This window comes from Pseudomonas sp. KH_024_B2, assembly GCF_057839965.1.
The window spans coordinates 2,729,510-2,750,517 of sequence record NZ_CM174502.1; the positions used below are offsets into that span (position 1 = coordinate 2,729,510).

The window sequence follows — 21,008 nt, forward strand, 5'->3', positions numbered from 1 at the left end:
CTCTTGGACATGCGCGCAGATAGGCCATCCCGCTAAAGCGGAATGAGGTTCAATGTGGTACAGGAATCAAGCGCGAGGCGGTCGCCACACCCCGGACGGGGCCTGGGCAGGGAGGAAGTCGCTGGGGAAGGAAAGCACAACGGGACTGGACAAGGTGACAGGAGGCGTGATGATCGAGACTTGCAGCATGCCGCCAGTCCTGCATTCCTGGCCAGGCTTGCAGGGTTTGCCATGATCGGAGGGGCTTTTCATGTCGTGGCAACAGCCCTGGCCCATATCTCCGATCATCGCCATGCCCGTCGTTTTCATCGGGCAAGGTTCTGTCGGTGCCTGAACGCCCGCCATCCCGCTGAGGGGAAGCGCCAGGCTGATCAGAAAAATGAGGCAGCACCGCAGGTAGCGTTTCATGCGGGGAGTCTAGTCGTTGGTAACGGACTGTACAATTACCAATCTGTCAGGAAAAGCCCGTCGGATAGAGACTGAAGGTACTCAAAACGCCCGGTCTATCTCCTGTCCACAACATCCTCGCTGCGCTTGAATCGGTGGGCATTTCACCGAGCCGAAGGAGCAGAACACGCAGCAGTCGCCTGGATCAGGGCGCAGTAGCTTCTTGCAGTTGCTGCATTCGTAGAAGTACAGACAGGCATCTGTGGGCATCGTTTCCTGCCTGGCGAAACCACAGTGCGGGCAGGTCAGCACGGACTCAAGAACAAGGGTACTCATGGGGCCTCACTTCTGCACGGTGGAGGGGTAGCCCGCGTTCATTGTCGCCTCGGTGAGCGCTTCGTTCGTGGTTTGGTCTGGGTCAAAAGTCACAGTGGCGGTTTTCTTGTCGAGATCGACAGTGACGGCATCTACGCCTGGTACCTTCTGCAGTGCCTTCTTCACAGTGATCGGGCATAGCTCGCATGTCATGTTCTGCACAGCGAGCGTAACGGATACGGGTGGGGCGGCCAGCGCTGCCAAGGGTAAGCTGGCGAGCAGGGCAATCAGTCGTTGGCGCATGGTGATCTTCTCTCAGTAAAACAGTGGGGCGAGCCAAGGCACGGCCAACAGGCCGAGCAGCAGTACTGCAACCAGCCAGAAAATCAACCGTTGCCGCTTGAGGGGGCGAGAGACGGCGCAAGACGAACCCGAGGCGCCGGGCTGCGGTACAAGGTAGAGCATGTAGAAGGCTAAACCGAGAAATAGCAGCGTCAGCCCGATGAAGATCGGGCGATAGGGTTCCAGTGCTGTCAGATTTGCGACCCAGGCACCGCCGATCCCAAGGGTCAGTAATATCAGTGGTCCGACACAACATACGGATGCACCAATAGCGGCTAGCGCACTGGCGAGCAGTGAGTTTTTTCCCGTGATTAATGCCATGTCGGATTCCTTGAACCCGTTTGCCCAGATGATATTGTAAACCCTGTACCTGGGTACGGAATCAAGGGGGATAGGGTGTCGAAAGAGCTGACCATCGGAAAGCTGGCGGATGCTGTTGGAGCGAGTGTCGAGACAATTCGCTATTACCAGCGGCTCGGCCTGCTGGATGAACCCACCAAGCCGCTGGGTGGTCATCGGCGCTATGGGGTAGAGCGATGACTATGCCAAAACCGGGGTGAAGATTATTTTTCTGGGTACTCCGCGATCACTTGGTCGGTACCTGCGTTGTTCAGGCCGATGACCTGATAAGCATCCTGCTTCCCACCAGCCTCCATACCAGGCGAGCCTGCCGGCATACCCGGCACAGCAATCCCGATAAGGTCATCGCGTTTGCTCAAGGCAACTATTTGCTCAGCTGGTACATGGCCTTCAACAAATTTTCCGTTGATCACTGCGGTGTGGCATGACGAGAGACGCGGTACAACACCCAGGTCCTGCTTGACCGCGCTCATGTTGGTTTCTACATGATCAACGACGGTGAAGCCATTAGCTTCAAGGTGCTGGATCCACTTCTTGCAGCATCCACAGTTAGCGTCACGATGGACGTCGATCGTCAACGATTCTGCTGCATGACCCGCTGAACTGATGAACAGAGCCGCGAATGCAGCGAGGCAAAGTGCCCGGCCGGGACGAGGAAAGTTATTTCGCATGGGTATGATCCTTCCCATCAGCATGGGTATGAGTTTTTGGCTGAGCGGCTGCTGGAGCTTCACCGGCAGCAGTCAATGTTTTCAATGTTCTTTTCATGTCAGGCTCTCAAAACCACATCCGAATACCGGCGACAAATCGCGCCTCGTTCGTATCTTCTCCTTCATCACTGGCGAGGTCGGCGGTCTTGCCATAGGAGCGACTCCAGGTAACCCCGATATAGGGGGCAAACTCGCGGACAATCTCGTAGCGCAACCGCAAACCCACTTCGGTATTGGCCAAACCGGAGCCAATGCCGCGCTGAGGATCGTTTTTCCCGTAGAAGTTCATTTCGGCGGTGGGCTGCAAAATCAGGCGATTAGTGAGCAGAATGTCGTAGTCGCCCTCTAACCGAGCGGCGGTCTGGCCGTTCTCACCAATGAAAGCGGTGGCTTCAGCTTCAAAGTTGTAGAGGGCCATGCCCTGGATGCCGAAGGCGCCCCAAGTCTGCGGCGAGCCGGGTTTAAAATCCTGGCGCACGCCGGTGACGACCTCCCACCACGGACTGATCGAGTGCCCCCAAAGCGCCTGGAGTTCGGCGCTTTCCGTTACGCCGTTGCTGCGTTCACCTTCCGAGCGAAGCCACAAGCGATCAAGGTCGCCGCCGATCCATCCTTTCGCATCCCAACTCAGTGCGCTGGCGTTATCGGCGTCCTGGTATTCGAACTGATCGAGCAGGATGAAGGAATTGAGTGTTTTGTCATGGACTCCATGACCGGCGACCAGAGGAAAGGCGGCCTTACGGTCCGCATCGGTCAGTACGGGAATGGGGGTTCGACTCGTGGTAGTCGCCCCTGCGTCCATACTCATGTTGCTGTGGTCCATGTTCTCCATGTCCCCCATTTGGCCCTGGTCCATGTTCATCTTGCTGTGATCCATGGTTTCCATCGAACCCTGGCCCATGGAACCGTGCTCCATTGAGCCTTCCGCTGCCAGGGCCATGGGAGAAATACCACCCGACAGGCCAACGACAAAGGCGCAACCGATCAGCGATTTACGATTCAGATATGTGCTCATGCCCCGTCTCCTTTACTCATCAACCCGTACTTCACGGAACATGCCCATTTCCATATGAAACAGCAGGTGACAGTGATAGGCCCAGCGTCCCAGAGCATCGGCGGTGACTCGATAGCTGCGTTTGGTTCCGGGCGGCATGTCGATCGTGTGTTTGCGCACCATGAAATTACCGTTCTCATCCTCAAGGTCACTCCACATGCCATGGAGGTGGATGGGGTGGGTCATCATGGTGTCGTTCACCAGGGTGATGCGCAGGCGCTCGCCATACTTGAGGCGCAATGGCTCGGCGTCGGAGAATTTGATGCCGTTGAATGACCAGGAGAACTTCTCCATGTGACCGGTCAGGTGCAGCTCAATGGTGCGATTGGGCTCGCGGCCATCCGGGTCCTGGAAAGTGCTCTTAAGGTCAGCGTAGGTAAGAACGCGACGGCCGTTGTTGCGCAAGCCAATACCGGGATCGTTCAGCTTCGGCGTCGGGCTCATGGCTTGCATGTCGACCAGGGGGTTGTTGGTTTCGGAGGCTGGATGAGACTGCATAGCTCCTGCGCCCATGCCTGCCATCTTGCTGTGATCCATGCCGGCCATGCCGGACATATCGGCCTGATCCATGCCAGTCATCTTGCTGTGATCCATACCGGTCATGCCGGACATATCGCCCTGATCCATGCCAGTCATCTTGCTGTGATCCATACCGGTCATGCCGGACATATCGCCTTGATCCATGCCGGCCATCTTGCTGTGATCCATACCTGCCATGTTGCCGTGAGCCATCCCGCCCATCCCCATGTCATCCATGGTCAGAAGAGGGCGCGGGTCGATCGCCGGCACCGGCGCCTTCAGCCCTTCACGCACGGCCAGGGTTCCGCGGGCATATCCGGTTCGATCCATGGACTGGGCGAAAATGGTGTAAGCCTCTTTGCTGACAGGCTCCACGATCACGTCATAAGTTTCTGCTACGGCGATGCGGAATTCGTCGACGCTGACAGGGTTGACGTGTTGGCCATCGGCAGCCACCACGGTCATTTTCAAACCCGGGATACGGACGTCGAAATAGCTCATGGCTGAACCGTTGATGAAGCGCAGCCGCAGTTTCTCACCCGGTTTGAAAATACCGGTCCAGTTACCGTCAGGGGCCTGGCCATTCATGAGATAGGTATAAGTATCGCCACTGACGTCTGCGAGGTCGGTGGGGTTCATTTTCATTTCGGCCCACATTTTGCGATCCGCCACCGTCGCGGCCCAGCCTTTCTCGCTGACATCATCGATGAAGTCGCCAACATCAGGTTTGTGGTGGTTGTAGTAGTCCGACTGTTTCTTGAGTTTGGCCATGACCCGACCAGGATCTTCATCGGTCCAGTCGGTCAGCATGACCACGTAATCGCGGTTGTATTGGAAAGGTTCAGGCTCCTTCGAGTCGATCACGATCGGACCGTAGACACCTGCCTGTTCCTGCAAACCCGAGTGGCTGTGGTACCAGTACGTACCGTTCTGATGAACCCTGAATTTGTACTCGTACATGCCATCCGGTGCGATGCCATGGAAACTCAAGCCCGGTACACCATCCATGTTGGCCGGCAGGAGGATCCCGTGCCAATGGATGGAGGTGTCCTGGTCCAGGCGGTTCTTCACCCGCAGCGTGACTGTTTCCCCTTCACGCCAGCGCAGCAGCGGTCCCGGCAAAGAGCCGTTGATGGTCATCGCCGTGCGCGCCGAGCCGGTGATGTTCACTGGGGTTTCGCCAATGAACAAATCAAATTCATTGCCGGTCAGTACGTTCGGGAAACCGGGACTGGTTACTGCCCATACAGGGGTGCGCCACAGGCCAAGACCGCCGAGAATACCACCAGCGGCCAGGCCTTTGACGAAGGTCCGCCTAGAGGTTTTGCAATGCATGCCGTTTATGTCCACTCAGTCAAAAGGAAGCCGTGCGAAACACTTTGTGCGTTTTGCTTATCGGTTGGGGGGCAACTTCTCTGGAGTTCGTCTCGAATCCCCCTGAGCCTTGCCCGCCGCCGCAAATGACAAAACTCATACGGCAGACGAGCTCAGAAATTGCCACACTTTAACTATCAGGGTGATTACATTTCTGTCAGCTTGGGAATGTGCCAAACGGATCAGCAGTTGGCGTGGTCGGCGGCTTTGGCTTTGCTCTCGGCTACGGGGGGTTGAGTGCCTTGCTTTTGGGCAATTTGGTACGACTCCATCGAGTCCTTCCTGGCCTCTTCCATGCGTGCAAATGCCCGGTCACCACCGCCTTCGGCCATAGCCAGAGAAGAGACGGTCAAAGCTGCAATGACCAACAGGGTTTTCATGGATTTCATTTGGGTATCCTCGGATAAGTTTTTGGTTACCCCGTTGAATCAACATCAAAAGATGATACTTGGGGCTGAGCTCAAGGCTCGATGCCACCTTAATCGTCATACCCTGTCAGAAACCTTAGGTGAATATTACAGTTGCGTCAGGTTGCGCTTTCCTCCTTGAACAACCGTTTGCGTAACATCGCTTTTGTAATAACTGAATTCGGTGGCTTCATCGGTATTCTCACCATGACCGATATTTTCGAGTTCATCGCTGAAGAGTTGCCCGCTGTCAGCGCTCTCGGAGGTTGTTTCTTTCTCGTCGCCGCCGCATGCAGTCATCAGGCCCAAAAAGCAGATCAAGAGCACCGAACTAACCTACCGCTTCGAATGCTGAGGGGACTACGAACGACTACCACTGCCACTAAGTCGCAAGAGCCCAGCTCTGAGCTGCGCGTCAATGTGAACAGGCCTCTTCACGCCTGCTGAGGCCAGTTACGCCTTTGCTTTAGGCAGCGTTTAGCTCAACAGTGATGTGAACCAGTTCCTCATGCACTGACAAGAGGTCTTTGAAGTAAGCCGGTGTCGCATTTTGGTCAGTCGTCAAACTCAGGATGCAGGCATATTTCCCTTTGCCTACTCGCCATACATGAAGGTCGCTAATCTGTGCAGAAATGGGACTGGAGGCGATGACTTCCCGGACCTCTTCGACGACTGGCGAATCCATTTCTGCATCCAGCAATACGCGACTGGTTTGACGAATCAAGCCATAGGCCCAGCTCGCAACCAAGCCGGCACCAACCAGGCCCATGACTGGGTCAAGCCACGCAGCCCCCCAGAATTTACCCCCGATCAACGCCAGAATGGCCAGCACCGACGTAGCGGCGTCCGCCAATACATGCATGTAAGCAGAGCGCAGGTTCAAGTCATGATGCCCATGCCCATGCCCATGCCCATGATCGTGGTCATGATGTGTGTGGGCATGACCATCCTTGAGTAACCAGGCGCAAGCGATATTCACGAGCAAGCCCACAACACCGATGGCGATGGCCTGGTCGTAGTGAATCGAAGAGGGGAGTATCAACCGTTCAATCGATTGATAGAGCATCAACCCCGCCACCATGATCAGCAGGATAGCGCTGGTGTAACCCCCTAGAATTTCCATTTTCCAGGTCCCAAACGCAAAGCGGGTGTCATTGGAAAATCGTTTTGCCGCCGCATAGGCCAGGACAGCAAGTCCCAGAGCCAGCGCATGGGAACTCATGTGCCACCCATCAGCAAGCAATGCCATCGAATTGTAGAACCATCCGCCGGCAATCTCTGCAACCATCATCAATGCAGTTAGAATCATCGCCCGACGGGTGTTTTTCTCGGCTAAGGGGTTACCCTCATCGAAGATGTGAGAGTGGCCCTGACCGCCTGAGATTGTTGAAGACATGAGTTTCAGTCCCGCTTAATGAACAAAAATATACTATACCCCAGTATAGATTAATGGAGAAGGAACAGCCGTATGCCGCACACCATCCAAGACAAGAAACGACTGCTGACCCGCGTCAGACGCATCAAGGGACAAGCGGAGGCTTTGGAGCGAGCGCTGGAGCAGGAAGTAGAGTGCTCTGCTGTACTGCAACAGATTGCAGCGGTGAGAGGCGCGGTGAACGGATTGATGGCAGAGGTGCTTGAAGGGCATATCCGTGAGCACCTGGGTGCTGAAGCCGTTACTCCTGAACAACGCCAAGAAGACCTGGATCAGGTCATCTCGGCCCTGCGCTCATATTTGAAATGAGCCAAGGGAGAGCCTGTGCATGAGGGCGTTAACGCTGGAGCAGATCACCGCCTCAGGCGCTGACCCTGGAAGGAAAACCCAACGCTTCAACAGCTGCGCGGACTCGCTCTGGGCTTTCGATGCTTTCAACGTTGACCTTGCCAGCAGCACGATCTACCGAAACCCTTGCGTCGCTATCCAACGACTGAGTGGCTTTGGTAATTTTGCTAACACAGCTACCGCAACCAATGCCTGAAACGTCCAAGACGAACATGGTTATTCCTCTCATGGTGAGCGGCCTCTCGACCATGACTGCCGTGGCCATGCCCGAAAAAATGCATCAACGGGCAGATCAACAGGATCAGATAGGGCAGATAAGGTGAAACATGGCTGAAATGTTCCCGGACCACGTAGAAAACCCCGATCGCAACCAGCATGATCAGTACGACACCCGTTTTGCTCCTCCAAAAGGAAGAAGGCGAATTTTCAACCGAATGCGGATGGTTAGTCATGATTCTGTTCCTACTGTGCCTGCAAGAGTTGCGGTGACATTTGCGACTGAGAGTAGTCAACGCTCGCTTTGAGACTGTGATATCGATCAATCCACGCGTCACTTCACTTCAAACTGACCAACCATTCCCGACTGATAGTGGCCCGGTACGTTGCAAGCAAACTCCAGGCCTGTGCTCTTGGCAAAGGTCCAGACAAGCTCTTTGGTTGCGCCAGGCTCGATCAAAACGCTGTTCGGATCGTTGTGCTCCATCCCGACCATCTTCATACCACCCATGCTGTGTCCCATATCGCTCATCGCTTGCCCATGTCCGGTAGGACTGAGCGTGCCGTTCTGGAACATAGCTGCCATCTCTTTTTGATGCGCGGCATGGGCAGCGGCTTTGCCGATGTTGAATTCATGCAGCAGCGAGCCTTCGTTGCGCAGGACGAAGCGAACCGTCTCCCCAGGTTTGACATCGATGTTTTTGGGCTCGAAGGCAATATCGCCCATTTTCACTTCAACCGTGCGGGTAACCTCGGCCGCTGCTCCAGGCTGACCAATGTCATCTTTCCCGTGGCCAACGCTGGCTATGGCTGTAGAACCGAGGAAAAGAGTTATTGCAGCGCAAACCGGGATAGCAAATTTTGCTTTCATAGTGACCTCAAAGTGAAAGTGGGTAGCACTGGTTATGCTAAGGAAACTGAGCTGCCAGTTAACTGACCTGAACACTACATTTCTGTCAGTTTCTGAAATAAAACACGACGTCGAAGCGACGCCGTTTGAATCTGATGAGGTGCGAAAAAATCTCGAATATAGAGCCCTTACTGATGCTTTTCTGAAAGCATCAATTTGTGCTCGCGTTGCATTTGGCTCAAAACGTCATCGACGATTTTGTCGTGTTTCTCCATCCAGGCGAGATGCTGTTGAGGTGTCATCGATGCATCGGGATGATCCTTATGAAGTTCGCTCATGAGATCGCTGAGTATCTTCATATGCTCTGCCATGTACGCATGGCGTTGCCCCTCAGGGGCCTTTTCGGCTTGAATCAGAACGACTTCGGCTTTATCGCGCAGATTTTCCATGCGCGCCATCACTCGATCTCCGCCGCCCTCAGCCCATACCGAGGTCGAGAGCAGGATCGAGCCAACCAGAAACAAGGTTTTGAGAGAGTTCATGGGGCAGCTCCTTGATAGGGATGTTGTCGGACTCCCTAGGATTCTTCTCGCTGGAGAGCCGGATTGAGCACTTGAAAGTGTTCATGTTCAAACCCTAGATGGGGATTCCACGCGCACTTGGACACCCATTCCACGAACACTTGGACAGTGATTCCACGCTGACTTGGACACTCATTCCACGAGCACTTGGACAGTGATTTTCCACTGACCCAACCCATGCTCAGGCAGGCAGCGACGCAGGATTATTCACTACCATCGACCTCTTTTCTCGAAGCGAAGAGGTCGTCGTGGAGCGTATATCCATGCGTAAAATCCGAGAGGTACTACGCCTAAAGTTCGACGCCGGCCTGTCCGTGCGCAAGATCGCCACCAGCCTTCGCATCAGCAGTGGCAGCGCCGGCAACTACCTGCATCGCTTCAACGCTTGCGGGCTGACCTGGCCGACGGCGTTGTCGGATGCTGAACTGGAACGCTGTCTGTTCCCGCCAGCGCCGACGGTTCCCAGCGATCAACGGCCGATGCCCGACTGGGCTCATGTTCACGCAGAACTGCGCCGCCCCGGCGTGACTCTGGCTCTGCTCTGGCAAGAGTATCGGCTCAGCCATTCGCAAGGCTTCCAGTACAGCTGGTTCTGCGAGCACTACCGCCTCTGGGCCGCCAAGGTCGATGTGGTCATGCGTCAGGAGCACCGAGCTGGCGAAAAACTGTTCGTCGATTACGCTGGCCAAACCGTGCCAGTTATCGACCGGAAAACCGGCGAAATCCGTCAGACGCAGATCTTCGTCGCCGTCCTGGGCGCCTCAAGCTACACCTTCGCCGAGGCCACCTGGTCGCAAAAACTCCCAGACTGGCTGGGCTCGCACACTCGGTGCTTCGCTTTTCTGGGCGGCACCTCACAGATTCTGGTGCCGGACAATCTACGCAGTGGCGTCACCAAAGCACATCGCTACGAGCCCGACATCAACCCCAGCTACCGTGATCTGGCCGAGCATTACGGCGTAGCGGTGCTGCCCGCGAGATCCCGAAAACCCAAGGACAAAGCCAAGGTTGAAGTTGGTGTGCAAGTGGTCGAGCGCTGGATCCTAGCGGTCTTGCGCGACCGCCAGTTCTTCTCTCTCGGCGAACTCAACATAGCAATCGGACTGCTGCTGGATCGCCTCAATCAAAAGCCCTTCAAGAAGCTGCCCGGCTCGCGCCGGTCGGCCTTCGAGAACATCGACCGGCCCGTGCTGCAACCGCTGCCGGAACATCCTTACGTTTACGCCGAGTGGAAAAAAGTGCGGGTACACATCGACTACCACGTCGAAGTCGACGGCCATTACTACTCGGTGCCGTACCAGCTGGTGAAGCACCAACTCGAAGTGCGGCTGACCGCGCAGACTGTCGAGTGCTTCCACGCCAATCAGCGCGTGGCCAGTCATCTGCGCTCGCAGCACAAAGGTCGCCACACCACCCACACCGAGCACATGCCCAAGAGCCACCGCGAACATGCCGAGTGGACGCCACAACGGCTGATCCGTTGGGCAGAGCAGACCGGCCCGAACACGGCCGGCGTCATCGCCTACATCCTCGAGCGCCGAATTCATCCGCAGCACGGCTTCCGTGCCTGTCTGGGCATCCTGCGCCTGAGTAAACAGCACAGCGAAGAGCGGCTGGAAGCCGCTTGCCAGCGTGCGCTGGCACTCGGCGCATGCAGTTACAAAAGCCTCGAATCGATCCTGCGCCAAGGCTTGGAACGGCTGCCGCTGACCCAGCAAAACCTGCCACTGCTGCCCGAAGAACACATCAACCTGCGTGGCCCCGACTACTACCACTGACCTGAAAAGGAGCATCAAGATGCTACCCAACCCGACTCTGGACAAGCTGCAAACCCTGCGGCTGCACGGCATGATCAAAGCGCTGAGCGAGCAACACGCAACGCCCGACATCAGCGATCTCAGCTTCGACGAACGCCTCGGCCTGATGGTCGACCGCGAAGTGACCGAGCGTGAAGATGCTCGGCTGACCACTCGCCTCAAAGCCGCGAGACTACGCCACAACGCCTGCCTGGAAGATATCGATTACCGCAGCCCGCGCGGCCTGGACAAGGCCCTGATCCTGCAACTCGGTAGCGGCCAATGGCTGCGCGACGGCCTGAATCTGATCATCGGCGGCCCGACAGGCGTAGGCAAAACGTGGCTCGCCTGCGCGCTGGCCCATAAGGCCTGCCGGGACGGTTACAGCGTGCGTTATCTGCGTCTGCCTCGCTTGATGGAAGAACTGGGCCTGGCCCACGGCGACGGTCGCTTCGCCAAACTCATGGCGGGTTATGCCAAGACCGATCTGCTGATCCTGGACGACTGGGGCCTTGCACCGTTTACCGCCGCGCAGCGGCGCGACATGCTGGAACTGCTGGACGACCGTTACGGAAACCGCTCGACGCTGGTGACCAGCCAGATGCCGGTGGATAAATGGCATGCGCTAATCGGTGATCCGACCTTGGGCGATGCGATCCTCGACCGGCTGGTGCACAACGCTTACCGCATCGAACTGAAGGGCGAATCGATGCGCAGGCGCGCAACGAAATTGACTGCAACCGGGACTTCAGACTAACAATGCGAACCTGCGTCGCTGCGCTCCGACTGCCTGTCCAAGTGAGCGTGGAATGAGTGTCCAAATGATCGTGGGCTGAGTGTCCAAGTGTCGTGGAATCCGCAGAGTGGGCAAAGACCTATTTGAAGTCAGAACACGGTTCTAATTGAGCCTGAGACAGGTGAAATAAAGCGTCATGAAAAAAACGATTCTGGCCTTCAGTCGCGTCTCTCCAAGCCTGCTCGAGGCTTATAAAGATCAGTACAACATCATTATCCTCAGCCCAGAGAATGGTGATATGGACGCTCAGTTTCAAGCTGCTCTACCCGAGGCCCATGGATTGATCGGTGGAAATCGTCGTCTGGGCGAGGCCGGACCGGCTGAACCAGGCACACATTGTAGTCACCACATTGGCCTCCAATCGTCAGCAAAGCTTGCAAGCGATAGCTGCTGCCAGAGGGCGAATCGCGGCATTCGCTGCTGACAATGCACTGCTTATTCAGCAGGTTGCCCAGGAAGCGGAATCGATTGCGTGTGACACTCGAATCAGCAGTGCTTACGACCAGTTTTTGATTCTGCTCCGTCGCTATCGTACCGAACTGCCGGGTACGCTGATGGCCGGTCTGAATGCTCTGACTCTTGAACTCTATAACGAATTTAACGTGCGTGATTTGGACGGAGACAAACTGTCAGCGCTGTACCTGCCAGTGACAGGGGAGGGGCGGATTGAATTAAGTTTCCGTGGTACCCCTGCTGCCCGCGTAGACGCACTGCAGATCCTCAGTGAAGGGCACGTCAGGTGCTTGGGGCTTTCCATTTTGTTAGCAAAGAGTCTGAGTATCAGAGCTCCTGTGATCGTGTTCGACGACGCCATCAACGCTATTGATCATGAGCATCGCCAGGGGATTCGAGAAGCGATATTTGAGAGTGACCGATTCATCGAAACTCAGATCATTGTGACCTGCCATAGCAACGAATTTATCAAGGATATCCAGAATCACGTCGCATCAGAGCACTGGGATGCATATGCGTTTAGGCACCACAGTGGTAACTATCATCCTCGCGTTTTGGGAAATGCCACGACTCAATCCTACCTGCTTAACGCTCGTGCAGCTGTTGAACGAGGTGATGATAGAGCGGCGTTAGGCGCTGCGCGACAAGCATTAGAAATGCTGAGCAGTAAAGTGTGGGGGTGGCTCGGGCGGTGTGAGCAAGGAATGCTTACTTTGAAAATAGCAGGCTCTGGAGCTGAGCCAGCGCTTCGCAACCTCTGCGAGGGTATCAGAGCAAAACTCAGGGGCTCCCCGAATTTTGAGCATGCTGACAAAGCGCCGATCATCCAGGCGCTGGATCACATATTGGGCATACCCGAGCAGTCCTTGGTTTGGATGTATCTGAACAAAGGAACTCACGAGGAGGCAAACCGTGAGGACTTTGACGCAGGGCTCGTGGAGCTAGTGGTACAGACACTTGAATCTCTCAACGTTTTGCAACTGCGAGCGCGCTAAAGGAGGGACTCAGCGTCGACGCTTCGGTTTAAGAACGAGCTCCTCATTATGATGCGCTTGCCAAGCGCGACGTCCGGCAGCACCTGACAAACCTCGCGGGCGGTGAGATGAGTGATTCCGACCCATCAACCTCATCACAAGTCGCCTCAAGGTCTACGCAATACAGATAACGATACGGCGCGATGAGGTTTTGGATGGATTGAAGGTGAATAAGCTTTGCTTGAATGTTCATGGCAGGGGAGAGCTTACTTGGAGGCTGTTCAGGTTACACCGAGCCATCCATCCGACGCAGCATTGGGGCAGGAGCAGAAAACTATAGAGCAGTGAGCAAACCGTTGGCCTCGATGCATCGATAGCCCTCGTCATACATCTCCGATGCTCGCAATCCGTCTGCACGCGACAAGCTCGTACTGTAGATGGAAGTGTTGCTTTTTTTGGGCGTTTGGGCCCGGCGCAGGCAGTCACGCGAGCACATCTAAGTTGCAACCGTCTTTAACTAAATTTGTTGTTACGGAGATTTATTTCTCCTCAACATTAAAGTTTTCCCTTAAAGTATCCGATTTGATTTTAAAGGGCATACTTTTGGCGGTGTTTGTGGGAAAAGATGAAGGGCAGTCAGGAACATTTCTCGCAGGCCGCGATTTTACATGTTGGCGAGATCGTGAATTAGATGACCAATATTCATGTCAGGTATCCAGCCAAGGCGATGATGGTATCTGTCTAAATTTAGATGCTGTATCGATCAGGTTTGCTAACCCCATAGCTGAAGAGATCGCGCGCTGTCTTTACGATGCTGTCTTCGTGACTGTTGGAAACAAGGCGGGCTTTTTACCAACACCTGCCAGGCGCACCAGTAAGCTTGAGAGGGAGTTTCGTAACATAGCGCCGGGATGCTGGAGTTATACAGCTGACGGAAGGTTCAACTGCTCGGAAACAGAGGGTGAAATCTATTTTGGTGAGCTTTTAAGCAGTGTGGACGATATGACTGGGGGAGTGGGTGTCTACACAATCGATGACGGTGGAATAGAGCTCGTTTTCGACTTTATGAGCTATTCGTTCAGCATGGGTGACGCAGTTTGGCTAGCTAACAGTTTGATGGAAGCCTTAGGGAGTGAGCCGCTGGACGTCTTGGAGACTACTAGCGTGAGTCGCAGGTCGATGGTGGGATGAATTCAGGCGGATATCGCCCAAGAGACAATAGCCGCGATACTCAAGACATCGACCGCATCTGCAGCCCAAAAACTATCGGCCCTCCGGGCTTTTAGCCCGGCTCGAATTCGCTTTTCCCTAAAGAAAAATCAGAAAAAATATCCTTTGCAAACCAGAGCGGTAGGCCTACCTGCACCGTATGGAGATTGGATGCCGCGCTCACCGCAATGCCAACATTAATCAACCTGCTGAGCTGATCGGATGCTTCGATAGGCTGAAGCCCGGTAAAGGTTTCGAGCTCGTTGCGCGGTAGAGCGCCCTGGATCAGCAGGGCAAGGAATGCCGGCGCTGTTTGCGGTCTGATCCCTGCTTCTATTAACCGCGAGTTCGTTCTGAAGGCATGCATCACTGCTTCCCTAAGCCGGTGGCGATTCAGCGCAGCAGTCATGTAATCCACTTCTCCAAGGCAAACCTCGAGCATGAATTCAATGAAGCTGAGAATGGATTTACCTGACGGTTGGGCACCACCAGGTTCGCTCAATCGCGTGCGATGAGTCGGAGCCAAAGCGTGATATTCCACATGCCTACGGGCCAAGCCGCGTGCAAGCGACCATAGGTGGGGATGCAGCCCGAGCTGATCCAAATAACGGTGCATGATCACCCTCGCGACAGCCCCTTTATCATCGGGAAACTCTTGAGTTTGGAGATGGTGAAAGTGGTGGGCTAGCGCCGCTACGATACGCCGACGAAGCTCAGGCACCTTCATCAGCGTGGACTGCTGGTTCGCTAAGTTAAGTGCATTCTTCAGAACTTCTGGCTCTTTGTGATACCCGTCGATGATGCTTGAATAGTGGGCGTCAGAGTCCATCAGCAGGTTGCTTAAGCACGCAGCTGTTTCAGGCGCGACCATGCCAGCGAGGAAAGCCGTCTTCGTTACAAGCACGTCTGCTCTCGCCAGTAACGACGGTGGAATCGAATTGGGGAGGGTAGGAATTGGCCAATGCTCAGTGATCATCTGCGTGGAAACCTATAACAGGACATTGCTTCATTCATCATCTGCCAACAACGGTTTGTTGAGCGTACACAAGACTCCGGTCTGATCGGTTCCATTGAACCCTAAAACGGCTAGACCGTACGCCAAATTCCGGTCTAAGGGGCGCCTTTCAGCGACTCAAACAGCTGATTAGAACGTTGAAGTCGGCGCAGGCCTCGTAATTCGGGGCGTACAACAAATTCCGGTCGGTTTTCTATGTTCTAAATCACCTGCTTCCATGGCTCAGAAAACTCCGGCCCACTGCCTCGTTTTAACTGTCGAAAGTCGGCACTGAGACCATCCAGATGCTCTGCAGACCCCGTAAACCGGGGCGTACACGAAATTCCGGTCTGCTCCACTGCCTTGATGTCAGTCCAACCAGAGCGCACACAAGATTCCGGTCGGATCGGCTCCACCAAGCCCTGGAGCGGTTAGCCCGTACGCCAAATTCCGGTCTAGGGGGCGCCTTTCAGCGACTCAAACAGCCGATCAGTACGTTAAAGTCGGCTGCAGGCCACGTAAACCGGGGCGTACACGAATTTCCGGTCGATTCCACTATCTCGACGTCAGTCCAGCCAGAGCGCACTCAAGACTCCGGTCAGATCGGCTCATTTGGGGCCAGGAGCGGCTAACCGTCGCCGCTCGCGCGCACTCGCAAGTGAAGGGTTGCCGCCGCTGTTCGGCCAGCAGGATTGCCTGCACGTGCCACAACGACGATTACGGCGGGGAGAATTTGCTGGGGTAAACCTGTAGGTTCATTGCGCGGTTGGAGGTGAAAACCTGCTGTTCACTTGTATTTGCGGGCCCGCGACCTGGAAAAACCTGTAGGTTTATTGCACGGTTGGAGATATAGGCCCGCTGTGCTCCTGTATTTGCAGGCCCGCGACCTGGAAAACCTATAGGTTCATTGCACGGATGGAGGTGAAAACCCGCTGATCGCCTGTATTTGATCGCCCGTATTTGCAGGCCAGCGACCCGGCAAAACCTATAGGTTTGTTGCGCGGTTGGAGATGCAGACCCGCTGCCGGCTTGATTCTGTGGGCCGTGCTACCCGGCGAAACCTATAGGTTTGCTGCACCGTTGGAGGTGAAGACCTACTGGCAGGCAGCATCTCTAGGCCCGCTGCCTGGCAAAACCTGTAGGTTCATTGCACGGTTGGAGGTGAAAACCTGCTGCCAGCCTGAATTTGTAGGCCCGACACCTGGATAAACCTATAGGTTTGCTGCACGGTTGGAGATGTCGCTGGTTCGGGCCACCTGGCCCGGCTCGGTGGTAGGTTTTTCAGATGGAGGTGAAAGTGCTGTCATCGATCAAGGAATACCAACCAGGGCCTCAGATCCCACCAAGTATTTGGATGACCCTCGGGCTGCCGTCACGCGGTACCAGGCTTCATGAGCTAGTTCGTGAAGGGCTGCCTTTCGAGTTCCTCGAGCGGATAGCGAGCCTTCTGCAGGTACAGCCAAGGGTTATTGCCAAGGCTATTTGCATCTCACCCACAACGATAGCCCGTAGGGCGAAAGCAGGGTGGTTCAACACTATAGAAAGCGACCGCCTGGTTGCATTGGTAACTCTCTTTGACGAAGCCTTATCCCTCTTCGAAAACGATAAGGCCTCAGCAACGGAATGGATGAGCTCGCCGGCTCAAGGGCTCGGATCGAAGTGTCCAATCGACATGCTGGGGACGAGGGTAGAAACGAAAGCTGTCTTCGATCTTATCGGCCGACTGGAGAGGGGAGTGCTTGTGTGAGACTCACTAGACGGTTTAGTGGGCTGGAGAGCTGTAGCTATTTTGCTATCGCTCCTTCGGGCGCAAGCCCGGCTCGACGTGTGAGGGCCGGGTGTCTGAAAAAAATGTTTGACGGAAACATATGTATAAGTATACAGTATTCTTGCTGTGTTGACGTGCCGCTCCTGATTAGCTGCCAGATGTTTTGGGCGTCAGCGATGATCGTAATGCAGTGAAGCCAGAGCCCCTTAAATGGGGCTTTTTTTTGCCTGTGCTAAAGGGGTCGAGGGCGAAGATGGCGGTGTATCAAGCTTTCTAGTGACTCCTCCTTCGGCTCGATGGGGCGACCTCCGAAAACCAAAATGACGTCACGCCAGCAAGTGAGCTAGGTCGGAAGGCGAACTGACCGGTAGAAGTAGTGATGTGTGCTGAAGAGGCTGGCTTCGAGCACCCTTCTATAATCGCTCTCTATTAGCCATTAGCCCTTGGTTAAAAAGCCCATACCTGTAATCAAAGTCAGTTGCATCGAAGTCTTGGCTCTTGAAAAAAACTTCCGCAAGGTTGCTCTTAGAGAAATCTCTCAAAAAAAGCTGACTGTAGGCTTTGCAAATCGGCTCACTGATAGTGAACGTTACAGAACTAGGATTCAAGGTCATGTCCTTCTCCATAATGGCTACATGGGGATCAATCAGCGTGCCGATCGAAAATTTGCGCACCCTATGTGTATACGGGTGCGGTGTTGCTAACGTTCTCAATGCGACCGATAAAGCGCATCGCCATTAATCCCCCTTACGGAAAATGGTTCTGCTCCTCACTCGTACGATCTTGCAGAGACTGTGCTCAACCTCGGTCGCGTAAACCCAAGCGCTTGACCGAGTGCGCACGCTCTTGATCATGCGAGTGGTAGTACGTGTTCTGGGTAGTGCTGAGATTGCTATGACGCAGATCGACCTGCAGGTCTTTGGCGTTCCGCAAGGGCGCGTCGAAGGTCGCAGAGGTATGGCGCAGCCAGTGCAGAGAAGCGACCTTTAAGCTTTCCATCTCGTGAACCGCACGACCCTCGATGCGCATACTTTCAAGAGCCTTGTCGAAGACAACCTGGAGGAGGGCGCGTACCTGTCGATCCGACAGACCAGAACGTCCTCTGAGGGTCTTGATCAAAGGTGTGGTCTCGCCGATCTCAGGAAGTTCGGGCAGACCCAAGAACCGACGATAGCGCTTCAGATAGAGATTGATATATTCATCCCTGACGGCAATCTTTCCGACCTTGTTACCTTTGCCCACGGCGTGATACCACCAGTTGCCCTCAGGGTCTTGGCGGAAGTCCCCCATAGAGGGCTTCCAGTTTTGTCGCCCGACAACATCAGACACGCGTAGATACATGGCAAACAATGTTGAAAGTATAAACAGTGTACGCTCATACCGAGCAGGTTCGGACTCCGCCAGCTTTTCAGCCGTTTCAAGCACGTAGTTCCATTGCAGCGGCGTCAATGCACGCGTAACGCCCTCATCTTGACCATCATCGCTATAACGGCCGGACTTTTTGATCATTCGGAAAGGGTTTGCCGATGCATAACCATCTTCAACCATAAATTCAAAGAAGCGACTGCAAATTGAGAAAACTTGATTCATGGTGCTGTTGGTTGCGCTGTATTTGTTCTCGATTATTCCTTGTTCTTGATCATCGGAGCCAATCAGCGGTTTCGACGATTTAATGTTGAATGGACGCCAATTAGGATTAGGAATAATAGGGTCTTCGAGCGCACTCTGCGCATCATTATTTTTCACGAAACGGCTACGCGTCACAGGCCCAATCCAGTCTCGAGGTGGATTACGGCAAAAATTCAAATAATCCTGGGCGTCCTGGCGCTTAAGTTGATTCAGCGGCTTCTGGTTAATCAACAATGACCACAGCAGCAACCGCTCAATATGGATGCGATACGAGCTGAAGGTCTGAGCATTATCGGAAAATGCCCGCAGGAAAGACCGTACGGCCAAATAACCGCGTGCAGCTCCTAGCGCAGAGGGGAACGAAGCAAGGTAAGCTTTGACGCACGGGGTAGTAGGCTCGCTGCAACTGAAATCCTGATCAAGGAAAAACTCGTATGTATTGAATAAGGGCTTCGGCGAGCGAGACATTCATGACCACCAGAGACGTTAGTTAGTGCTATTGAGAGACTTCCAGTTATAGCAGTAATCGGAAGTCGGAGACCTATTCTTCATAATCAGCCTCTCTTCTCATGCAACTTGGATTTAAGAATGCCCGATGGTATCGCGCGCGTGTCTATCGCGCAACCATGGCTCCTTACCACCCCAAACTTTCTGGACTTATCTCAAAGTTTCATTAAATAGCCAGTACTTGTCTCCCGATTATTTTACAGATATTGGGCCGGACGTCTCTGATGAAAACGTGGCATCTGCGAATACATCCTTATTCATTGGGCGTGCGGAGATTCGGGCGCGCGAGTAACACTAACCGAACGGAGCAACGCGCCGTCCACCGCTGGCTCGGGTCATATTCAGAACGACACACCTTTTACAGAAAACCGGGTTGCGAATGAGGCCGCCAATTTGTCTCGTAATTTCTTCGCGTACCTTCTGGCTATTCCTCGTAGTTTCGTTAAAAAATCTCGTTTAGTCTCGTGATTCCGTTACCCGCCGTAGGTACGGTTAAATATCGTGAAAACGTCGCACTCCCGCCAATGCCCGGAATTTCTGGGTGGCGGGCAGTCAGGGGGTGTAAGTCCACTGGTGAGATCTCACGATTTCGTGTCCGGAAAGCCAGAGCCGCAGCCCCAGGAGGGGTCTAGTGCAGAGCAGTTCTCAGCCCAGTTTTTCCGAAAAACATTTTGGGCAAATATTGCTAGCCCGCGTCAGGCTTGGTCTTCGGCAATCCGAGCGCTGGTTTGGCGCGGAATTCTGCCTACGCCACCAAGCGGTCGGGGCCCAGATGTGTCTCGTCAAATCTTCACAAAAAACGCTGCAGGTTATGTCTCGCGATTTCGTTAAAACCTAGCTAACCGATTGTATTTATTAGTTTTTATCTCAATTGCGCAAGCGTGGTTACACGATGCTGTCTCACGATTAATTGATAGACTCTGAGCTAGTAACAAAAATGATGGAATCGGCTGAAACCCTCGTAAATAAAGGCTTACAGGCCAACTGTCGGCTACGTGGCAGTCTCATGATTACGTTGCAACAGATGGTGAGGCCCGCACTACATTTTTCGTAATATCCATTAAAATCAATCCATTAAGCATTTTTCGAGGTGAAGTCTCTTTATTTCGCGATTGCCTCACTCCGGTATTCAGGTGCAGCTAACACAATGAGCATCTATGACATAGCATCTGATTTAACATAATATACATTATGCGTAGCATCATATATTCCATCAGGGGCTTCTCCACAGTACATTTCACGCTTCAACCCCGGCAGTCGATCTCTTAGCCATCAAGGGCTTTATTCATGCATGAAGCAGCCGATCACATCATCGATCTCTATGAGCGTCATGCTCAGGCTTGGGATCGCGTTCGCTGCGAGCACTTCATCAAGCACTTCATCAAGCACTTCAACGAGCAGTCATGGCTGGATCGTTTTCGTCTGGCGATGCCGAATGCTGGTGGACGCGTTCTCGATATTGGCTGTGGCGCCGCAAAACCAATGGCGCGCTACTTGATTGACGCTGGACACCGGATCACCGGCATCGATTCGTCCGCGTCGCTCATCGCGGTGTGCGAACAACGTTTCCCGCAGCACGATTGGCGTGTAGCCGATATGCGTGAATTGAAGCTCAATGAGTGCTACAGCGGGATTCTGGCCTGGGACAGTTTTTTTCACCTGAAGCCTGACGATCAGCGCAAGATGTTCCCGATCTTCCAGGCTCATTCGCTTCCCGGCACGGCACTGATGTTTACCAGTGGTACGGCCCATGGCGAGGCGATTGGGCAGTTTGAAGGTGAACCGCTTTATCATGGCAGCCTGGATCGTGCGGAGTGCCTGCGCTGCTTGAAACCCACGGTTTCAGGGTCGTTGAGCAGGTAACGGAGGATCCAGCCTGTGGTGGCTATACCGTCTGGTTAAGCGTCTTTGTCGAATAACCGGCCTGCTCCGAGTCCTTTCTTATATGTGGAAAATATATAACTCAACTAAACATCTATTTAGT

At 54.2% G+C, this 21,008-nt stretch carries 23 protein-coding genes and 1 pseudogene; 8 read left to right on the plus strand and 16 right to left on the minus strand.

Annotated elements, in window-relative coordinates:
- Nucleotides 1–66: 66 nt before the first annotated feature.
- The 4 genes from AC3I0A_RS12750 to AC3I0A_RS12765 form a co-directional block, all read right to left on the minus strand.
- Nucleotides 67–408 carry a hypothetical protein gene (locus AC3I0A_RS12750; protein WP_489378169.1) on the minus strand — a complete coding sequence of 114 codons (342 nt, stop codon included), beginning with the start codon at nucleotides 406–408 and terminating at the stop codon, nucleotides 67–69.
- Nucleotides 409–489: 81 nt separating this feature from the next.
- Nucleotides 490–723, minus strand: a complete 234-nt coding sequence (locus AC3I0A_RS12755; protein ID WP_489378170.1) for a GDCCVxC domain-containing (seleno)protein — start codon at nucleotides 721–723, stop codon at nucleotides 490–492.
- Between the two features lie 6 nt (nucleotides 724–729).
- Entirely contained in the window at nucleotides 730–1,005 is a 276-nt protein-coding gene (gene merP, locus AC3I0A_RS12760; RefSeq protein ID WP_489378172.1) for a mercury resistance system periplasmic binding protein MerP, read from the minus strand.
- 12 nt (nucleotides 1,006–1,017) lie between these two features.
- A complete protein-coding gene (locus AC3I0A_RS12765; RefSeq protein ID WP_489378174.1) occupies nucleotides 1,018–1,365 on the minus strand; it encodes a mercuric transporter MerT family protein in 348 nt (115 codons plus the stop codon).
- 75 nt (nucleotides 1,366–1,440) lie between these two features.
- Between AC3I0A_RS12765 and AC3I0A_RS12770 the strand changes: the two are divergent.
- A pseudogene (locus AC3I0A_RS12770) lies at nucleotides 1,441–1,578 on the plus strand (MerR family DNA-binding transcriptional regulator); the annotation flags it as partial.
- A gap of 29 nt (nucleotides 1,579–1,607) precedes the next feature.
- Here the strand turns inward: AC3I0A_RS12770 and AC3I0A_RS12775 are convergent.
- The 6 genes from AC3I0A_RS12775 to dmeF all read right to left on the minus strand — a co-directional run bounded on the left by AC3I0A_RS12775 (nucleotide 1,608) and on the right by dmeF (nucleotide 6,864).
- Nucleotides 1,608–2,075 carry a DUF411 domain-containing protein gene (locus tag AC3I0A_RS12775; RefSeq protein WP_489378175.1) on the minus strand — a complete coding sequence of 156 codons (468 nt, stop codon included), beginning with the start codon at nucleotides 2,073–2,075 and terminating at the stop codon, nucleotides 1,608–1,610.
- 106 nt (nucleotides 2,076–2,181) lie between these two features.
- Nucleotides 2,182–3,129: a copper resistance protein B gene (locus AC3I0A_RS12780; protein WP_489378176.1), complete on the minus strand. Its 948-nt coding sequence runs from the start codon at nucleotides 3,127–3,129 to the stop codon at nucleotides 2,182–2,184.
- Nucleotides 3,130–3,141: 12 nt separating this feature from the next.
- Entirely contained in the window at nucleotides 3,142–5,022 is a 1,881-nt protein-coding gene (locus AC3I0A_RS12785; protein WP_489378177.1) for a copper resistance system multicopper oxidase, read from the minus strand.
- A 221-nt stretch (nucleotides 5,023–5,243) separates the two neighbouring features.
- Nucleotides 5,244–5,450 (minus strand): co-regulatory protein PtrA N-terminal domain-containing protein, encoded by a 207-nt coding sequence (locus AC3I0A_RS12790; protein ID WP_489378178.1) that lies wholly within the window; start codon nucleotides 5,448–5,450, stop codon nucleotides 5,244–5,246.
- Between the two features lie 126 nt (nucleotides 5,451–5,576).
- Nucleotides 5,577–5,777 (minus strand): hypothetical protein, encoded by a 201-nt coding sequence (locus tag AC3I0A_RS12795; protein WP_489378180.1) that lies wholly within the window; start codon nucleotides 5,775–5,777, stop codon nucleotides 5,577–5,579.
- A 157-nt stretch (nucleotides 5,778–5,934) separates the two neighbouring features.
- Nucleotides 5,935–6,864, minus strand: a complete 930-nt coding sequence (dmeF, locus tag AC3I0A_RS12800) for a CDF family Co(II)/Ni(II) efflux transporter DmeF (protein WP_489378181.1) — start codon at nucleotides 6,862–6,864, stop codon at nucleotides 5,935–5,937.
- 72 nt (nucleotides 6,865–6,936) lie between these two features.
- On the opposite strand from dmeF, the gene AC3I0A_RS12805 reads away from it, so the two are divergent.
- Complete coding sequence (locus tag AC3I0A_RS12805) at nucleotides 6,937–7,212, plus strand: metal/formaldehyde-sensitive transcriptional repressor (RefSeq protein ID WP_489378182.1); 276 nt, start codon at nucleotides 6,937–6,939, stop codon at nucleotides 7,210–7,212.
- 52 nt (nucleotides 7,213–7,264) lie between these two features.
- Here the strand turns inward: AC3I0A_RS12805 and AC3I0A_RS12810 are convergent, their stop codons facing one another.
- From AC3I0A_RS12810 to AC3I0A_RS12825, 4 genes are all read right to left on the minus strand, one after another.
- The gene (locus tag AC3I0A_RS12810; RefSeq protein ID WP_489378184.1) at nucleotides 7,265–7,465 is read right to left on the minus strand and encodes a heavy-metal-associated domain-containing protein; all 201 of its coding nucleotides are present in this window, start codon (nucleotides 7,463–7,465) and stop codon (nucleotides 7,265–7,267) included.
- The gene (locus AC3I0A_RS12815) at nucleotides 7,428–7,703 is read right to left on the minus strand and encodes a DUF2933 domain-containing protein (RefSeq protein WP_489378186.1); all 276 of its coding nucleotides are present in this window, start codon (nucleotides 7,701–7,703) and stop codon (nucleotides 7,428–7,430) included. The genes AC3I0A_RS12810 and AC3I0A_RS12815 overlap by 38 nt, the downstream gene beginning before the upstream one ends.
- A 98-nt stretch (nucleotides 7,704–7,801) precedes the next feature.
- On the minus strand, nucleotides 7,802–8,338 hold the full coding sequence (locus tag AC3I0A_RS12820; RefSeq protein ID WP_489378187.1) for a cupredoxin domain-containing protein: 537 nt from the start codon (nucleotides 8,336–8,338) through the stop codon (nucleotides 7,802–7,804).
- A gap of 167 nt (nucleotides 8,339–8,505) precedes the next feature.
- Nucleotides 8,506–8,859: a co-regulatory protein PtrA N-terminal domain-containing protein gene (locus AC3I0A_RS12825; protein ID WP_489378188.1), complete on the minus strand. Its 354-nt coding sequence runs from the start codon at nucleotides 8,857–8,859 to the stop codon at nucleotides 8,506–8,508.
- A 302-nt stretch (nucleotides 8,860–9,161) separates the two neighbouring features.
- On the opposite strand from AC3I0A_RS12825, the gene istA reads away from it, so the two are divergent.
- From istA to AC3I0A_RS12845, 4 genes are all read left to right on the plus strand, one after another.
- Entirely contained in the window at nucleotides 9,162–10,676 is a 1,515-nt protein-coding gene (gene istA, locus AC3I0A_RS12830; RefSeq protein WP_489374736.1) for an IS21 family transposase, read from the plus strand.
- Nucleotides 10,677–10,695: 19 nt separating this feature from the next.
- Complete coding sequence (gene istB / locus AC3I0A_RS12835) at nucleotides 10,696–11,451, plus strand: IS21-like element ISPsy14 family helper ATPase IstB (protein ID WP_489374734.1); 756 nt, start codon at nucleotides 10,696–10,698, stop codon at nucleotides 11,449–11,451.
- Nucleotides 11,452–11,777: 326 nt separating this feature from the next.
- Nucleotides 11,778–12,938, plus strand: a complete 1,161-nt coding sequence (locus AC3I0A_RS12840; RefSeq protein ID WP_489378189.1) for a hypothetical protein — start codon at nucleotides 11,778–11,780, stop codon at nucleotides 12,936–12,938.
- Between the two features lie 480 nt (nucleotides 12,939–13,418).
- On the plus strand, nucleotides 13,419–14,108 hold the full coding sequence (locus AC3I0A_RS12845) for a hypothetical protein (RefSeq protein WP_489378191.1): 690 nt from the start codon (nucleotides 13,419–13,421) through the stop codon (nucleotides 14,106–14,108).
- 91 nt (nucleotides 14,109–14,199) lie between these two features.
- Here the strand turns inward: AC3I0A_RS12845 and AC3I0A_RS12850 are convergent, their stop codons facing one another.
- Nucleotides 14,200–15,102: a Fic family protein gene (locus tag AC3I0A_RS12850; RefSeq protein WP_489378193.1), complete on the minus strand. Its 903-nt coding sequence runs from the start codon at nucleotides 15,100–15,102 to the stop codon at nucleotides 14,200–14,202.
- A 1,303-nt stretch (nucleotides 15,103–16,405) separates the two neighbouring features.
- On the opposite strand from AC3I0A_RS12850, the gene AC3I0A_RS12855 reads away from it, so the two are divergent.
- Entirely contained in the window at nucleotides 16,406–16,867 is a 462-nt protein-coding gene (locus AC3I0A_RS12855; RefSeq protein WP_489378194.1) for an Xre family toxin-antitoxin system antitoxin, read from the plus strand.
- 819 nt (nucleotides 16,868–17,686) lie between these two features.
- Here the strand turns inward: AC3I0A_RS12855 and AC3I0A_RS12860 are convergent.
- Nucleotides 17,687–18,985: a tyrosine-type recombinase/integrase gene (locus tag AC3I0A_RS12860; protein WP_489378195.1), complete on the minus strand. Its 1,299-nt coding sequence runs from the start codon at nucleotides 18,983–18,985 to the stop codon at nucleotides 17,687–17,689.
- A gap of 1,326 nt (nucleotides 18,986–20,311) precedes the next feature.
- On the opposite strand from AC3I0A_RS12860, the gene AC3I0A_RS12865 reads away from it, so the two are divergent.
- Nucleotides 20,312–20,887: a class I SAM-dependent methyltransferase gene (locus AC3I0A_RS12865; protein ID WP_489378196.1), complete on the plus strand. Its 576-nt coding sequence runs from the start codon at nucleotides 20,312–20,314 to the stop codon at nucleotides 20,885–20,887.
- Nucleotides 20,888–21,008 lie beyond the last annotated feature (121 nt).